The organism is uncultured Eudoraea sp. (genome assembly GCF_947258925.1).
GTDB lineage: Bacteria > Bacteroidota > Bacteroidia > Flavobacteriales > Flavobacteriaceae > Eudoraea.
Map to the genome: position 1 here is coordinate 50,907 of NZ_CAMYKG010000005.1, position 16,185 is coordinate 67,091.

14 protein-coding genes are annotated in these 16,185 nt (G+C 37.9%); 10 read left to right on the forward strand and 4 right to left on the reverse strand.

All coding sequences use genetic code 11. The features are described 5' to 3' along the window. Positions 1–6: 6 nt before the first annotated feature. The 3 genes from Q0X77_RS02805 (at position 7) to Q0X77_RS02815 (ending at position 3,756) form a co-directional block, all read left to right on the forward strand. Positions 7–1,161 carry a 5-(carboxyamino)imidazole ribonucleotide synthase gene (locus Q0X77_RS02805; RefSeq protein WP_297792699.1) on the forward strand — a complete coding sequence of 385 codons (1,155 nt, stop codon included), beginning with the start codon at positions 7–9 and terminating at the stop codon, positions 1,159–1,161. A 6-nt stretch (positions 1,162–1,167) separates the two neighbouring features. Further along, positions 1,168–1,659, forward strand: coding sequence for a 5-(carboxyamino)imidazole ribonucleotide mutase (gene purE / locus Q0X77_RS02810; RefSeq protein WP_297792702.1), 492 nt, complete (start codon positions 1,168–1,170; stop codon positions 1,657–1,659). A 69-nt stretch (positions 1,660–1,728) separates the two neighbouring features. Continuing rightward, positions 1,729–3,756, forward strand: a complete 2,028-nt coding sequence (locus tag Q0X77_RS02815; RefSeq protein ID WP_297792705.1) for a M3 family metallopeptidase — start codon at positions 1,729–1,731, stop codon at positions 3,754–3,756. Between the two features lies 1 nt (position 3,757). On the opposite strand, the gene Q0X77_RS02820 is transcribed toward Q0X77_RS02815, so the two are convergent. After that, positions 3,758–4,111 carry a rhodanese-like domain-containing protein gene (locus Q0X77_RS02820; RefSeq protein WP_297792708.1) on the reverse strand — a complete coding sequence of 118 codons (354 nt, stop codon included), beginning with the start codon at positions 4,109–4,111 and terminating at the stop codon, positions 3,758–3,760. A 73-nt stretch (positions 4,112–4,184) separates the two neighbouring features. Between Q0X77_RS02820 and Q0X77_RS02825 the strand changes: the two genes are divergently transcribed. Next, entirely contained in the window at positions 4,185–4,745 is a 561-nt protein-coding gene (locus Q0X77_RS02825) for a sigma-70 family RNA polymerase sigma factor (protein ID WP_297792711.1), read from the forward strand. A 220-nt stretch (positions 4,746–4,965) separates the two neighbouring features. Here the strand turns inward: Q0X77_RS02825 and Q0X77_RS02830 are convergent, their stop codons facing one another. Beyond that, positions 4,966–5,823, reverse strand: a complete 858-nt coding sequence (locus Q0X77_RS02830; RefSeq protein ID WP_297792714.1) for a hypothetical protein — start codon at positions 5,821–5,823, stop codon at positions 4,966–4,968. 107 nt (positions 5,824–5,930) lie between these two features. Here Q0X77_RS02830 and gcvP point away from each other — a divergent pair, with 107 nt between their 5' ends. From gcvP to Q0X77_RS02850, 4 genes are all read left to right on the forward strand, one after another. Next, on the forward strand, positions 5,931–8,783 hold the full coding sequence (gene gcvP, locus Q0X77_RS02835) for an aminomethyl-transferring glycine dehydrogenase (protein WP_297792715.1): 2,853 nt from the start codon (positions 5,931–5,933) through the stop codon (positions 8,781–8,783). 161 nt (positions 8,784–8,944) lie between these two features. Further along, positions 8,945–10,003, forward strand: coding sequence for a 3-oxoacyl-ACP synthase III family protein (locus tag Q0X77_RS02840; protein ID WP_297792717.1), 1,059 nt, complete (start codon positions 8,945–8,947; stop codon positions 10,001–10,003). A gap of 4 nt (positions 10,004–10,007) precedes the next feature. After that, positions 10,008–10,553, forward strand: a complete 546-nt coding sequence (locus Q0X77_RS02845; RefSeq protein ID WP_297792720.1) for a methyltransferase — start codon at positions 10,008–10,010, stop codon at positions 10,551–10,553. Between the two features lie 26 nt (positions 10,554–10,579). Then, complete coding sequence (locus tag Q0X77_RS02850; RefSeq protein ID WP_297792722.1) at positions 10,580–11,431, forward strand: glycosyltransferase family 2 protein; 852 nt, start codon at positions 10,580–10,582, stop codon at positions 11,429–11,431. On the opposite strand, the gene pafA is transcribed toward Q0X77_RS02850, so the two are convergent. Continuing rightward, positions 11,423–13,105 carry an alkaline phosphatase PafA gene (gene pafA / locus Q0X77_RS02855; RefSeq protein ID WP_297792725.1) on the reverse strand — a complete coding sequence of 561 codons (1,683 nt, stop codon included), beginning with the start codon at positions 13,103–13,105 and terminating at the stop codon, positions 11,423–11,425. The genes Q0X77_RS02850 and pafA overlap by 9 nt on opposite strands. A 112-nt stretch (positions 13,106–13,217) precedes the next feature. Between pafA and Q0X77_RS02860 the strand changes: the two genes are divergently transcribed. Together Q0X77_RS02860 and Q0X77_RS02865 are read left to right on the forward strand one after the other, a co-directional pair. Next, complete coding sequence (locus Q0X77_RS02860; protein ID WP_297792727.1) at positions 13,218–13,955, forward strand: ABC transporter permease; 738 nt, start codon at positions 13,218–13,220, stop codon at positions 13,953–13,955. Further along, entirely contained in the window at positions 13,955–14,722 is a 768-nt protein-coding gene (locus Q0X77_RS02865; protein ID WP_297792730.1) for an ATP-binding cassette domain-containing protein, read from the forward strand. The genes Q0X77_RS02860 and Q0X77_RS02865 overlap by 1 nt, the downstream gene beginning before the upstream one ends. Before the next feature lie 8 nt (positions 14,723–14,730). On the opposite strand, the gene Q0X77_RS02870 is transcribed toward Q0X77_RS02865, so the two are convergent. After that, positions 14,731–16,185 (reverse strand): DUF389 domain-containing protein, encoded by a 1,455-nt coding sequence (locus Q0X77_RS02870; RefSeq protein ID WP_297792733.1) that lies wholly within the window; start codon positions 16,183–16,185, stop codon positions 14,731–14,733.

The following is a 16,185-nucleotide window of genomic DNA, read 5'->3' on the forward strand; positions in this document are numbered from 1 at the left end:
AAGTCCATGAATTTCATTTCTTCCGATTTTAAGTTGGGCATACTTGGAGGTGGTCAATTAGGTAAAATGCTTTTATACGAAACACGAAAATTTGATATTTATACCAAGGTACTGGATGCATCTCCTGATGCCCCTTGCAAGATTGCCTGTAATGAATTCGTTCAAGGGCAATTGATGGATTTTGAAACCGTCTACAATTTTGGGAAGGAGGTAGATTTACTTACTATCGAAATTGAGAATGTAAATATAGACGCACTTGAAAAATTAGAAGGTATTGGTAAAAAGGTTTACCCTTCTTCCAGAGTACTGCGAACTATTCAAAATAAAGCCAAACAGAAGTTGTTCTATATTGACAATAAAATTCCGACTGCACCTTTTTCGAGATTTGCATATACAAGTGAAATTAAGGATAGCATTGCCCATGGAGGTTTAGAATTACCTTTTGTATGGAAAAGTGCACAATTTGGATATGACGGTCAGGGAGTGAAAATTGTTCGTTCTCCAAAAGACCTTGAAAATCTGCCAAATGTAGAATGTATAACGGAAAGACTCATCCCATTTAAAAACGAACTTGCTGTTATAGTATCGCGAAATGTAAAAGGAGAAGTAACTACTTACCCTGTTGTGGAAATGGAGTTTCATCCTGAGGCTAACCAGGTGGAATACGTCTTATGCCCTGCCAGAATTGATAATAAAGTTGCCTTAAAGGCAAGGAAAATTGCATTAAGATTATCAGAAAAATTAAATCATGTTGGCCTGCTGGCCGTGGAAATGTTTCAAACTGCTGAAGATGAAATATTAGTAAATGAAGTAGCCCCAAGACCTCACAATAGCGGTCATTATAGTATTGAAGCAAGTTACACTAATCAATTTGAACAACACCTGAGGGCCATCCTGGGTTTTCCACTGGGAAGTGCAGAGAGTAAACTGGCAGGTGTAATGGTAAATTTGGTTGGAGAAGAGGCATATACCGGAAATGTAATTTATCAAAATATTGAAGAAATTTTTGAACTCACAGGAGTTACACCTCATATTTATGGTAAAAAGGAAACTCGTCCATTTCGGAAAATGGGTCATGTAACCATTATAAATAAAGACTTAAATAAGGCAAGGGAAATAGCGGAAAAAGTCAAAAAAACGATTAAAGTAATAAGTAAATAACAAAAAATGAGCAAAGTAGCCGTAATCATGGGTAGCCTAAGTGATCTACCTGTAATGCAGGAAGCCGTTGATATTTTGAAGGGATTTGATATTGAAGTAGATGTCGATATTGTATCTGCTCACCGAACACCGGATAAACTATTTGAATTTAGCAAAGAAGCACATAAAAATGGTTATTCCGTTATTATTGCAGGTGCAGGTGGTGCAGCTCACTTACCGGGAATGGTAGCCTCACTCTCTCCACTTCCAGTTATTGGGGTCCCTGTTAAAAGCAGTAATTCTATAGATGGCTGGGATTCTGTTCTTTCAATTTTACAAATGCCCGGAGGCGTACCTGTTGCAACTGTAGCCCTCAATGGCAGTAAAAATGCAGGCATACTTGCAGCACAGATCATTGGAAGCAGCGACAAGTGCGTAATGGACAAAGTTCTTTTATATAAAGAAGGACTAAAAGACAAAGTGATTAAAAGCACCCGCGAAATAAATAAGAATAAATAATAGACGCGGCTTTGCCTTACAATGTTAAACCCCTGTCTAAAAGCATTTTAAAAACATAGCATTCCGTATATGAACCCCTTATTAACCCCATTTGATACTGCTCCATTTTCTCGTATTAAGAATGAACATTTTATGCCGGCCTTTATTGAGGCCATGGAAAAGGCACGTAAGGAAATTGATGACATAGCCAGTTCTCAGGAAGCACCTACTTTTGAGAATACTATAGAGGCTTTAGAATTTTCCGGACAGCACCTGGACCGGGTTACCAGCCTGTTTTTTAACCTTAACTCGGCTGAGACTAATGATAAACTTCAGGAGATTGCACAGGAAGTATCGCCTTTACTTTCGGAGTTTAGTAACGACATTACTCTTAATGAACAATTATTTAAAAGGGTGAAATCGGTCTTTGAGAATAAAGACAACTATCAACTTACAGCAGAACAAGAAACCTTACTTGATAAAAAGTATAAAAGTTTTAGCAGAAATGGCGCGAATCTCAATAAAGATCATAAAAAACGCCTTAGGGAAATTGATGCTGCCCTTGCAACACTAAAATTAAAATTCGGTGAAAACGTTCTAAAAGAGACGAATAAATATGAAATGCATATTGCAAATGAAGCTGACCTAGATGGACTTCCGGAAAGCGCAAAAGATACCGCAGCACAATTGGCAAAAACAAAAGGTAAAAAGGGATGGATTATAACCCTTGATTACCCGAGTTATATTCCTTTTATGAAATATGCCAAAAACAGGGCGCTTAGAAAAGAGCTTGCAATGGCATTTGGAAGCAAAGGTTTTCACAATGACGAACTGGACAATCAGGATAATGTTAGACAAATTGCGAAATTGAGGCACGAAAGAGCAAATTTGCTGGGGTATAAAACTCATGCCCACTACGTTTTGGAAGAGAGAATGGCTGAAAAGCCTAAAAAAGTAAACGAGTTCCTGGAAGAATTACTTCAAAAAGCAAAGCCTGCAGCGCAAGTTGAATTTAAGGAACTTTCCGATTTCGCAAAAGAATTAGATGGAATAGAACTATTGCAATCCTGGGACGGTCCATTCTATTCTGAAAAATTAAAGCAAAAGCTTTTTAGCCTGGACGATGAAATGCTAAAGCCTTATTTTAAACTCGAAAACGTTATTGAGGGCGTATTTATAATCACAAAAAGATTATTCGGATTACAGTTTGAAGAAGTAACCGATATAGATAAATATCACCCGGATGTTAAGACGTATAGAATTTATGATCAGGATCATAATTTTGTTTCCATTTTCTATGCCGATTTCCACCCCCGAGCCGGGAAACGTGCAGGTGCCTGGATGACTTCATTTAAACCCCAGTATATTTTAAATAACCGGAGTGAAAGACCCCAGGTTTCCATTGTGTGCAATTTTACCAAACCAACTGATACCAAACCATCATTATTAACCTTTAATGAGGTTACAACCTTATTTCACGAGTTCGGTCATGCGCTTCACGGGATTTTGGCAAATACTACCTATCCTAGTTTATCCGGCACTTCGGTATATTGGGACTTTGTTGAATTACCCAGCCAGATTATGGAAAACTGGTGTTACGAAAAAGAAGCCCTGGAACTATTTGCGAAGCATTATGAAACCGAACAACAGATTCCAATGTCATTAATCGAAAGCATAAAGGAATCTGCAACTTTTCAGGAAGGAATGGCCACATTGAGACAATTAAGTTTCGGATTCCTGGACATGGCCTGGCATGGATCGGATCTATCAGAAATAATGGATGTGAAGCAACAGGAAGTAAAAGTTTTTGAAGAAACATCATTATACCCAACCAACCAAGAGACCTGCATGACTACTTCTTTTGCCCATATCTTTCAAGGTGGCTACTCCGCGGGGTATTACAGTTACAAATGGGCAGAAGTACTGGATGCAGATGCCTTTGATTATTTTAAAGAAAAAGGTATTTTCAATAAAGGAATTGCTACAAAATTCAGAGATAATATCCTGTCCAAAGGTGGAACCGAAAAACCTATGGTTCTCTATAAACGCTTTAGAGGAAGGGAGCCAAAAATTGAAGCCCTGTTAGAGCGAGCCGGACTCACAAAAAAAACGGCTTAGGTCAATTCTTTGCCAAATATGCATCATAGCCTCCCAGGAGGTCAACTACATCTTTATAGCCCGAAGAGTTTAGCAATTCAGCTGCGCTCGAACTGCGTCCGCCCTTTTTACAATAGACATAAACAGTTTTCCCTTTTTCTATATCCTTGAATTGATCTATAAAATCCTCATCATACCAATTAATATTAATCGCATTTTCCAGATGCCCATCAGCATATTCTTCAGGGGTTCTAACATCAATCAGAACTGCATTTTCAAGATCTTGAGCCGTAAACTCGTTTATAGACATTGATTTCGATTGGGTACAGCTAACCTGGACAATTAAAAGAAGCAGGAGATATCCTATATTTTTCATAATGAAGGGTATTGTGGTTAATTTTAATATATTCATTAAAATTAATATATTTTTGGTTTATAGAAGCATCCAAATGACAGCAAATCAATTAAACCCTGATTCCTGGGTTGACCTTTACGCAGACTATCTTTTCAACTATACTGTTGCGAGAGTTAGCGATGCTGAGATCGCGAAAGATTTGGTACAAGAAACATTTCTGTCTGGTTTAAAATCTGCAAAAAACTTTAAAGGTACGGCCTCTGAACGGACCTGGCTTATTGCAATTTTAAAACGGAAGGTTATTGACCACTACCGCAAAATAAATTCAAAAAAAGGTAAAGCTGAAGTACGTATGAATTACAGTGGTCAAAGTGATGCTGAAGGCGACTGGCTGGAGGAACGAGTTGCTGATCCTATTAGTACACTTGAGAATGATGCAATAGAAAATGAAGAATTGGGACTAGCCATTCAGGAATGTATTTCTTTGCTTCCCAAAAAACAATCTGCCGTCTTTGTTATGAAAACAATACGCGGATTAAGTACAGAAGATATATGTAATGAACTAGGCATTAATCCGTCTAACCTTTGGGTAATGGTACACAGAGCCAGGACAAACCTAATGGGTTGCCTTAATGAAAATTGGTTTAAATCATGATTAACTGCGAAAAAGCAAGTGAAATTTGCAATAAAAAGCAATACAGGGAAGCCTCGTTTCTAGAACAAATTAAACTTGGTATTCACCTTTTGTATTGTAAAACCTGTGCCACATTTTCTAAAAGGAACAAAAAATTGACCATTCTTTGTGAAAAGGGAAATTTGCATAGTCTTTCAATAGCAGAAAAGAACGCAATGAGAGAAAAAATGCAAAATTTTATCTAAAAATAATTCTCCAGAACTTTAAGAATCCCCAACCAGCCAATAGGTATACTTTCTACATAAAAAGAGGCAAAATATTCTGATTGATGCCTGCGTGTAAGAAAGAGCATCCCAAGCAGAATTAAGAATAAAATAGCTCTTCCGATAATATCCAATTGCGTTACACTATCCTTAAGAAAAGTCATCAAAAAAAAAATAACTGTCAAGAGTATCCCCAGTTGAATAGTTTTTGTAACTCCTAAGCGCTGGGGAATAGTTTTAAGGTTGAGTTGATCATAGTCTAAATCCCTTATCTCAAATGGAATTAGTAATATTAAAATCAGGATAAGTTGTTGGATTATTAAAATATAAATGTCCCACGAAACTAAAATACCTGCTGCTATTACCGGAATAATGACCGTGGTTCCTGTCCATACGAGTGCCACTAATAGCACTTTTAAGACGCCCAAACTCCGCAAATTTTTATACATCGGAAAAACCGGCAACGCGTACAAACCAATTAATAATGCCAGCGCAAAACAGATAAACCACAGTTCGTAACTCAAAAAAAAGAAATGATACCCGGCAATTATCAGCATAATCAGACTGAAGATTTGTATCTGCCTGTGATAGTGATTTTTTAAAAGGATATACTTTTTTGCTTCTACACCATATTTTATAAAATTATAAGTGGGAATAGTGCCAAAAAAGACGAATTGAATTAAATGTTGTCCAGGTGAAATGTTTAAGAAAAGAGTGGTTGCCAATAACAGGCTAATCACAGCAAATGCCACGTGAATGCTGGCATCAAGATAAAATCTAAAAACTCGGGTCAACCATCCCATTAAACAAAAATAGCCAAACTGTTCATAACGCATGATTTTCGTTAAAAACTTTAGTCTCCTGCGCTCTGAAATAGCCTGTTTTACCGGAATTAATTCCTAATTTTGCTAACTGTTATTTTAGCTAAAAAAAATCTGGAATTATGACCACAGACCTGTTTGCTTCCCGACATATAGGTATACGAAAAGAAGATCTGCCAAAAATGCTTAAGACCATCGGTGTGGAAAGTATAGATCAACTAATTCATGAAACAATTCCCAATGACATAAGACTCCAAAATCCTTTGGAACTTAGCAATGAAATGAGCGAACATGAGTTCCTCACTCATATTAACTCCCTTGCATCAAAAAACAAAATATTTAAAACTTTTATTGGTCTTGGTTATCATGAATGTATAACACCGGCTGTTATTAAAAGGAATATTCTTGAAAACCCGGGATGGTATACTGCTTACACCCCTTATCAGGCAGAAATTGCACAAGGCAGATTAGAAGCCTTATTAAACTTCCAGACCATGATTTGCGATCTTACCGGCATGGAATTGTCTAATGCTTCTCTTTTAGACGAAAGTACAGCTGCTGCTGAAGCGATGACCATGCTTTTTGATGTCCGGACCAGGAATCAAAAGAAAAATAAGATCACTAAATTTTTTGTGTCTGATGAGGTAATGCCTCAAACACTGTCACTACTACAAACAAGATCAAAACCACTGGGAATTGAATTAGAAATCGGAGACCACGAATCTTTCCAGTTCGGTGAAGAATTTTATGGGGCCCTGTTACAATATCCGGGGAAATTTGGCCAGGTAAATGATTATAAAAATTTTGTCCAGAAGGCTAATGAAAAAGACATTAAAGTTGCTGTAGCTGCTGATATCCTCAGTTTGGTTTTATTAACCCCTCCGGGGGAAATTGGCGTGGACGTAGTTGTTGGTACTACGCAGCGTTTCGGAATTCCTTTGGGCTATGGTGGCCCTCATGCCGCTTTTTTTGCCACTAAGGAAGCCTATAAAAGAAATATTCCCGGAAGAATTATAGGAGTTACCAAAGATACCGACGGGAATCAGGCACTACGCATGGCTCTACAAACCAGGGAACAACATATAAAAAGAGATAAAGCCACCTCTAATATTTGCACAGCGCAAGTATTGCTGGCGGTTATGGCCGGAGCTTATGCCGTATATCATGGACCAAAAGGGTTAAAACGAATAGCTGAAAAAGTTCATCACAATACCCGTATAATAAGTCAATCCCTTGAAAAACAAGGATTTGAACAATTAAACACTTCTTATTTCGATACTATTAAGATAAGAGTGGAAGATGCTGAATCGCTAAAAGAAATAGCAGAAAAAAATTGTGTTAACTTCAACTATATTGATAAGAATACGGTTTCCATATCTGTCAATGAGACAACAAATACTGAGAATATAGAACTTATATTAAACTGCTTTGGTGAATTAGCAGCGGTTAAAGAAATTAGACTTTTTGAAGGTGACTTAAATCAGGTTATTCCATTTACGCTAAAACGAGACACCCCCTTCCTTAAAAATGAGGTCTTTAATTCGTACCACTCAGAAACAGAATTGATGCGTTATCTCAAGAAATTAGAGCGCAAAGACCTGGCTTTGAACCACTCTATGATCTCGCTTGGGTCATGCACAATGAAATTAAATGCTGCCAGCCAAATGTTGCCGTTAAGCATGCCTGAATGGGGTAATATTCATCCATTTGTTCCTGTTGATCAGGCAGAAGGTTATCAAATAATACTCCGGGAGCTCGAAAGAGATTTAACAGAAATCACTGGTTTTGCCGGTACTTCTTTACAACCCAACTCAGGTGCGCAGGGTGAGTTTGCCGGATTGATGACCATAAGGGCATATCATGAATCCAGGGGTGAACACAATAGGCATATATGCATTATTCCGGCATCTGCACATGGTACAAATCCGGCTTCTGCTGTAATGGCAGGGATGAAGGTTGTCGTGACAAAGACAGATGAGCGCGGCAATATAGATATAGGGGATTTACAGGAAAAAGTAGAAATGCATTCAGAAAATTTGGCGGCGTTAATGGTGACATATCCGTCAACACACGGAGTATTTGAATCCTCGATCAAAAAGATAACTCAACTTATACATGATCATGGTGGGCAAGTGTATATGGATGGCGCTAATATGAATGCCCAGGTTGGTTTAACCAATCCGGCTACCATTGGGGCCGACGTGTGCCATCTTAACCTCCACAAAACCTTCGCTATACCTCACGGAGGTGGCGGACCGGGAGTTGGACCTATTTGCGTTGCCAAACAGTTAGTACCCTTCCTCCCCGGAAATCCGGTTGTTAAGACTGGTGGTGACAAAGCAATTACCGCAATTTCAGGAGCGCCATGGGGTAGTTCATTGGTTTGTTTAATCTCTTATGGTTATATTAAAATGCTTGGAGAACAGGGGTTAACTGAATCCACCAAAATTGCTATTCTCAATGCAAACTATATAAAGAACAGACTGAGTGGAAAATTTGATGTTCTTTACTCGGGAGAAAGTGGACGTGCCGCCCATGAAATGATCATAGACTGCAGGCCCTTTAAGAAAAACGGAATAGAGGTAACGGATATCGCGAAACGTTTAATGGACTATGGTTTTCACGCCCCTACCGTATCCTTTCCGGTAGCAGGTACCCTTATGATAGAACCAACGGAAAGTGAAAACCTTGATGAATTAGATCGATTTTGTGATGCGATGATATCCATACGGGAAGAAATTGATCGGTCTTCATCTAATGATTCCAATAATCTTCTGAAAAATGCACCGCATACCTTGCATATGGTAACCAGTGATTTTTGGAATTTCCCTTATTCCAGACAAGAGGCCGCTTTCCCATTAAACTATGTAAATGAAAATAAATTTTGGCCCAGCGTCAGACGGGTCGATGATGCCTATGGAGATCGTAATTTAATATGTACCTGTGCCCCAATTGAAGCGTATATTGAGGCATAGCTTTTAGCCATAAATAGTAATTTCAAAGGTTGCACAAGAGTTAAAGAAATTATTTGACCGTGGATTGTTTCTTTTGGACATCGTATTTAAAAAAGAGGTTTACTTTTTCTGGGACTTTTTTTTTATTAGTTTGAAAAATAAATAAAATCATTCCATTAAATATGAGTATTGGCATTACAGGTACGGGTTGTTTTATCCCATCAGTCGCCACACAGAATAAAGATTTTGAGCAGCATAATTTCCTTACCAGTGAAGGAGCACCATTTGATTATAGCAATGAGGTAATCATAGAAAAATTCAAGGCAATAACGGGGATTGCCGAAAGACGCTATGCAAAAAAAGAACAGAACACATCAGATCTGGGATTTTTCGCAGCGCGTGATGCAATTGAAGATGCAGGGATTGATCCTGAGGAACTTGATTATATAATTTTCGCCCATAATTTTGGGAATGTAAGCTACGGTAATTCTCAGGGAGATACTGTTCCCAGCTTAGCCACCAGGGTAAAGCATAAACTGGGAATTAAAAACCCGGCTTGTGTGGCATATGACATGTTGTTTGGCTGTCCTGGTTGGATTGAAAGCGTTATTCAGGCAAACGCATTTATCAAAAGCGGGATAGCAAAAAAATGCCTGGTAATTGGAGCAGAAACACTTTCCAGGGTGATTGATCAACACGACAGGGATTCAATGATTTATTCAGATGGTGCAGGAGCTTGTATTATTGAAGATTCTGCAGATTCCGGAGAGATACTTGCGCATAGTTCCGCCACATTCTCTAATGAAGAAGCTTATTATTTATTTTTAGGCCAGTCGCACAATAAAGCGTGCTCCAATAATACGCAATACATAAAAATGTATGGTCGCAAAATTTATGAATTTGCCCTGAATCATGTACCCAATGCGATGCGGCAATGTTTGGATAAAAGCGAAATTGCAATTGAAGATGTAAAGAAAATATTTATACATCAGGCAAATGAAAAAATGGATGAAGCTATTGTAGAACGATTTTACAAATCCTATGACTTGGAAATGCCTTCAGGGGTTATGCCTATGAACATCCGTGAATTGGGCAACAGTTCTGTAGCAACGGTTCCTACATTGTTTCATATGGTTAAAACCGGAAAAATAGAAAATCAGCATATAGAGAAAGGGGATGTTGTTATCTTTGCCAGTGTTGGCGCAGGTATGAATATCAACGCCATAGTGTATAGATGCTGAAAATATGTACGAAAAAACTTTTCCCGGCAAAAGGTATAAAAACACCTTGGCCTTTCTTCAAAAACATATCAGTACTAAGGAATCCATTTTAGATTTAGGGGTTGCAAACCCATTTTCTCAAATCATGACAGAACAAGGTTATTCTGTGGAAAATACCAAGGGGGAAGACCTGGATTTGGATTTTGAATTTATCAAGAATTCAGATGCAACTGTCGTCACAGCTTTTGAAATCTTCGAACACCTTGTGGCTCCTTACAATGTATTGAGGGAAATTAAAGCGAGCAAAATCGTAGCAAGCGTCCCCTTAAGGCTCTGGTTTTCAAAGGCCTACAAAAGTAATACTGATCCCTGGGACAGACATTACCATGAATTTGAGGCCTGGCAGTTTAATTGGGTGCTCGAAAAAGCCGGCTGGGAAATTAAAGATTCTTTCAGCTGGACTAATCCCGTTAAGAAATTAGGTCTACGGCCTTTATTAAGACTATTTACTCCGCGTTATTACATTGTTTATGCGGAAAGAAAACACCTCCCGGAATATACTAAATCCTAAACCGCGGAAAAATAATACCCTCTATTGTGAATTATTATATCGTCATCTGCGCACATAATGAAGAATCCTACTTAGCAGAAACGCTCAATGCTGTTCTTTCACAAACCATGTTACCCGACAAAATTTTGGTTGTGAATGATAATTCAACTGATAACACGGAGGCTATAATAGATAGATTCACCAAAAAGGATAAACGTATTCAAAAGGTTAACAAATCTTCTTCTAAACTACATATGCCCGGTGCCAAAGTTGTAGATGCCTTTGATGCAGGTTATAAACATTTAGACGAGAACTACGATTTCATTGTCAAACTCGATGCTGACATTGTGCTCCCGAAAAATTATTTTGAAAAAATTGCAACACTCATTGCTTCAGATTCCAAAGCAGGTATTTTAGGAGGTTTTGCCTATGAGCAAGACTCGGAAGGTTTGTGGAAATTAAATCACCCCATGAATAAGGAGCACGTTCGGGGTGCTTTTAAAAGCTATACAAATGCCTGTTATAAAGCTATAGGCGGTTTAAAGAATTCCATGGGCTGGGATACTGTTGATGAACTATTGGCTCAATATAATGGATTTAGCATATTAACTGATGATTCGTTAAAAGTTAAACACTTGCGACCTCTTGGTCTTGCCTATAACAAGAAGGCTCGCTACCTGCAGGGAGAAGCCATGTATCGCATGCGCTATGGCTATTGGATTAGTCTTATTGCATCATTGAAGATGGGCGTAAAAAGAAAGGATCCAGGATTGTTTTCAGACACAATAAGAGGCTATCAGATGGCCAAAAAAAAGAAACTACCCTATTTGGTTTCTAAAGAAGAAGGTAAATTTATCCGCAGGCTCCGATGGAAAAATATCTTTGCCAAATTATTCTAATACTTCACTAATTGGCTTTCCGGTTGTGCCGTTAGGGAAAGCTATGCCCAGTAAAACAGCTAATGTTGGCGCAATATCGGGAATCTCTGTTCTATTAGCAGTAGCGCCCGGATTGATGCCCTTTCCATAAAAGAGCAAAGGGGTATGTGTATCATATATTTGTGGAGATCCATGGGTGGAACCTGTTTTACTATAATTTATACTTCCTGGTTTGTACACCATAAAAATATCGCCGGATCGCTTCATATTGTACCCATTTTGGATAATATATGGAATTCCGGTGCCGTACTCATTATTACGCAATTGATAAGCTGTATATACCTTGGAAAAAGCGTTATACGTAAGTAATTCATTGGCCAAAGTCTCCTGGACTTCCTTAACGCTTAAATCCAAATTTTGTATCACTTTATGATCAAGGAAAATCTGGCTGCCGGAAAAATTTTTCACCAAATCCATAGAACCATATTTATACTTAATAAAATCTCCCAATTGAGATTCGATATCTGCCCTGTTAATATACCCCGCAGGTATTTTTTTATCATTTAAATAAGCAGGAACATTAATTGCTCCGTGATCGGAGGTAAGAAAAACTGTGTATTCTCCCTCTCCTATTTTAGTGTCCAAAAATTCAAATATGCGCTCTAAATCAAGGTCTAACCTAATATAAGTATCCTGTATTTCCTTCGAATTTACACCAAACCAATGGCCTACATAATCTGTACTGGAAAAGCTAATCGTTAAAAAGTCTGTTATATCATCTGTTCCTAACTGCTCCCCTTTCAATGCTTCCAGGGCGAAATCTGCAGTAATACTATTCCCAAAGGGCGTTACCTTTAGCAAATCATATTTACTGTTTTGATCCCACAATTTTGGAAGGTCGTGCGGAAAAACAGGTGTATTTTCTCCTGTGAAAAGTCCCTCATAACTATTGCTATCAGGGCCACTTTCTTTGTAAGAGTAAATATCCTTCAAGGTATTCCAAGGTTTAATATACTTCTCAACCCTATCAGAAGCATTAAAATTTACTACCCATTCCGGCAAATTCTGCATATAAAAAGTGCTGGAAATCCATTTGCCCTGGTCACCTCCCGTAAACCAATATGCAGCATTAGCAGTATGACCACCGGGGAGTACAGCACCCCTATCCTTGAGTGCAATGGCAATGACTTTGCTCTTCATTTGAGTATGCAACCGCAACTGATCTGTAATTGTAGTAACAGTCATCCTATGTGGAGACATTTTTCCGGCATCTGAAACTATCCCAACAGAGGTTTGCGAATCATCTGAAGCACAATAGACCATTGTGTCTTTTTCCTTATCATACCAATCATTTCCAATTATTCCATGTATTGCTGGTGTGGCACCTGTGTAAACAGATGCATGTCCGGGACCGGTACTAGTCGGAGCATAATTAAAGTGATTATTTTTACAATTGAAGCCTTTATTAACAAATCGTTTAAAGCCATTATCACCATAATGATCCCAAAAACGTGTGAGGTAGTCATATCGCATTTGATCCACAACAATACCAACAACCAATTTCGGCATGGTATTTAAACGAGGAGAAACTTCAACCTTGTCCGATTTTTTAGCCCTTCGTTGGCTATGCACGCCCGGGGATATTAAGAATAAACCAATTGACAAAACAGACAAGAAATAGCTTTTCGGAAACATATTGCTTAAGTTAAAAGTTTAAAAATATCGAAATTAAGTTTTAAAATTTTAAATGGAGGCTAAATGAAGGCTAATATTACTATTTTTACAACCAAAATTATCGCATAGTTTCATGAAATATATCTCATCAATTGGCAGCTATTCCATTATGGTTCGAGAGGTTTTTAAGAAACCTACAAAGTGGTCAATTATGAAGTCGCTGATTTTAAAGGAAATTGATGAGTTGATTTATGGCTCCATGGGAATCGTAATATTTATTTCTGTATTCATTGGGGGTGTTGTGGCCATTCAGACGGCATTAAACCTTACAAATCCATTGATCCCAAAAGACCTGATTGGATTTGCTACCAGACAATCCGTTATCCTTGAGTTTGCACCTACATTTACATCGATCATAATGGCAGGTAAAGTGGGTTCTTACATTACCTCCAGCATTGGTACAATGCGCGTAACAGAGCAAATTGATGCCTTGGAAGTTATGGGGGTTAACTCCCTCAATTATCTGGTTTTCCCTAAAATAATCGCAATGTTATTCTATCCTTTCGTAATTGCTATATCTATGTACGTAGGAATTTTTGGGGGATTAGTTGCGAATACTTTGGGGAATTACAGCACATCTACTGAATTTATTCAAGGTATACAATTAGATTTTATTCCTTTCCATGTGACTTATTCCTTTATTAAATCTGTTGTTTTTGCTTTTATAATAGCAACAGTTCCATCTTTTCATGGGTATTATATGAAAGGTGGTGCTCTGGATGTTGGTAAGGCAAGTACAACCGCTTTTGTATGGACAAGTGTGGTTATCATTATATCAAACTTTGTTCTCACACAACTTTTATTAGGCTGATGATAGAAGTAAAAAATTTAAATAAATCGTTTGGAGATGCCCATGTATTAAAAGGTATAACTACTTCCTTTGAAAAAGGAAAAACCAACCTTATTATTGGTCAAAGTGGCTCGGGTAAGACAGTTTTTATGAAGTGTCTTTTGGGTTTAGTTGTCCCCGACTCCGGAACAATTAGTTATGACGGTCGAATCTTCTCTAAGCTGTCTGATAGAGAAAAACGAGATTTAAGACAGGATATGGGGATGGTATTCCAGGGCAGTGCATTATTTGATTCGATGACGGTTGAAGAAAATATAATGTTCCCAATGGATATGTTTACCCAGCAGTCCCATTCAGAAATGGAAGACAGGGTGAATACTGTACTGAAACGAGTAAACCTGGTCAATGCGCATAAAAAATACCCAGCCGAACTTTCCGGAGGTATGCAAAAAAGAGTTGCAATTGCAAGGGCAATTGTTATGAATCCAAAGTATTTATTTTGTGATGAACCTAACTCGGGTTTGGATCCCAAAACGGCGATTTTAATAGACAACTTAATTCAGGAGATCACAAAGGAGTATGATATTATTACAGTGATTAATAGCCACGATATGAATTCTGTAATGGAAATAGGTGAAAAAATAGTCTTTCTCCAACATGGCATCAAAGAATGGGAAGGTACAAAAGACGAAATTTTTAAAACTGATAATGAAGCGGTTACTAATTTTGTCTATTCTTCAGAATTATTTAAGAAAGTAAGACAAATGTATATTGAAGAGCGAGATTAGACCGGCTTTTACTTTACCATTACTTTATTATCATTCAAACGCAACTTCAACCAATTACTTAGTTTTTGGCTATTTTGCTTTATATCTTGCTTCCTGGTGCCTTTCTTCCAAACTACATTAAAAACCGGAATTGTGTCAATCTTTGAAAAGTCAGTTCTTATTGTATAGGCAAACCCAAGACTATCCAGGTTGTCAAAATTGGCTTTAGCCTCTGCGCTAATCTGTTGAAATGGAATTTGCTTGGTGCTAAGTTTACTCATTTTGGCCAATTCGGTTTCCAAAAAATTTATGCGCTGATCCTTGGTTAATAATTCCGCCTTCTTTGATTCATATAATTCATTTATATAATTAAATTTTATTTCAGTATCGTCCCTTCCTCCCTGAACTATTCTTAGTTCTGTGTCTTTTAGTCGGGAAAATGAATTTTTTTGTTCCATCCAGCTGGCTATAACATTATCAGGTATAAGTTCATCTCCCATACAAACTAATTCAATGGAAGAACCGCCCTTCTTATCATAGTTAATCTTAGTCAGATTATCTAAATATCTTCCCCGATCCCTGAACTTATATACTGCTATGGTCTGTTGAATTAAATCCTGTGCCTGACTCATATATTGGGATTTCTGCCAAACATTAAAAAAGGTAATTATGGCAGGGATCATGACCAGGATAGAAATTAAAGTTGCAATCCGAGCGTAAAATTGTCTTTTTTTCGAATGCATGTAGCGCACCATTGGAAAACGAAGAATTTTGAGTACAATTACTGTTGCAAGGGCGATGAAAATTGTATTGATTATAAAAAGGTACATTGCCCCGGTTGCATACTCCCAATTACTGATAGCCAATCCAAAACCTGCGGTACATAGCGGTGGCATTAACGCTGTTGCAATAGCCACACCAAAAATAACCGTAGCCACCGTTCCTCTTTTTGCTCTCGCTATGACCAAGGCGAACCCACCAAAGAAAGCGATTAACACATCTCTGATATCCGGTTCAGTTCTGGCCAATAATTCAGAAGATTCATCGCGTAACGGAAAGAATTCGAAAAATAGATATGCCGTGAGTATACTAATAACCACCATTACAGCAAAATTTTTCAAAGAACGCCTTAGCGTATCAATGTCGTTTGTGGCAAGTGACATCCCTACACCCAAAATTGGGCCCATTAAAGGGGAAATAAGCATTGCTCCAATTACAACCGCCGTAGAATTAGCATTTAACCCAACTGAAGCTATAAATATTGAACATATTAATATCCAAATGGTATGTCCTTTAAAAGGAATGTCTGCAATAATAGCTTCCCTGGTAGCTACCTGATCGGTATCCCTGCGTATGTTTAGCAGGCCGGAAAGAAATTTCCTGGTGCTTCCTATAAATCCCTGAAAATCCTCTTTAGCTTTTTCCCCGCTAAGTTTCTCATCAGAATCCGATAAAGGGTTTCTCTTGTCATAATTCTCATTCAT

What these genes read in the sequence shown, in the direction of transcription:
- Q0X77_RS02805 (WP_297792699.1), top strand. Translation starts at nt 7, where the DNA reads ATGAATTTCATTTCTTCCGATTTTAAGTTGGGCATACTTGGAGGTGGT.
- purE (WP_297792702.1), top strand. Translation starts at nt 1,168, where the DNA reads ATGAGCAAAGTAGCCGTAATCATGGGTAGCCTAAGTGATCTACCTGTA.
- Q0X77_RS02815 (WP_297792705.1), top strand. Translation starts at nt 1,729, where the DNA reads ATGAACCCCTTATTAACCCCATTTGATACTGCTCCATTTTCTCGTATT.
- Q0X77_RS02820 (WP_297792708.1), bottom strand. Translation starts at nt 4,111, where the DNA reads ATGAAAAATATAGGATATCTCCTGCTTCTTTTAATTGTCCAGGTTAGC.
- Q0X77_RS02825 (WP_297792711.1), top strand. Translation starts at nt 4,185, where the DNA reads ATGACAGCAAATCAATTAAACCCTGATTCCTGGGTTGACCTTTACGCA.
- Q0X77_RS02830 (WP_297792714.1), bottom strand. Translation starts at nt 5,823, where the DNA reads ATGCGTTATGAACAGTTTGGCTATTTTTGTTTAATGGGATGGTTGACC.
- gcvP (WP_297792715.1), top strand. Translation starts at nt 5,931, where the DNA reads ATGACCACAGACCTGTTTGCTTCCCGACATATAGGTATACGAAAAGAA.
- Q0X77_RS02840 (WP_297792717.1), top strand. Translation starts at nt 8,945, where the DNA reads ATGAGTATTGGCATTACAGGTACGGGTTGTTTTATCCCATCAGTCGCC.
- Q0X77_RS02845 (WP_297792720.1), top strand. Translation starts at nt 10,008, where the DNA reads ATGTACGAAAAAACTTTTCCCGGCAAAAGGTATAAAAACACCTTGGCC.
- pafA (WP_297792725.1), bottom strand. Translation starts at nt 13,105, where the DNA reads ATGTTTCCGAAAAGCTATTTCTTGTCTGTTTTGTCAATTGGTTTATTC.
- Q0X77_RS02860 (WP_297792727.1), top strand. Translation starts at nt 13,218, where the DNA reads ATGAAATATATCTCATCAATTGGCAGCTATTCCATTATGGTTCGAGAG.
- Q0X77_RS02865 (WP_297792730.1), top strand. Translation starts at nt 13,955, where the DNA reads ATGATAGAAGTAAAAAATTTAAATAAATCGTTTGGAGATGCCCATGTA.
- Q0X77_RS02870 (WP_297792733.1), bottom strand. Translation starts at nt 16,185, where the DNA reads ATGAATGAGAATTATGACAAGAGAAACCCTTTATCGGATTCTGATGAG.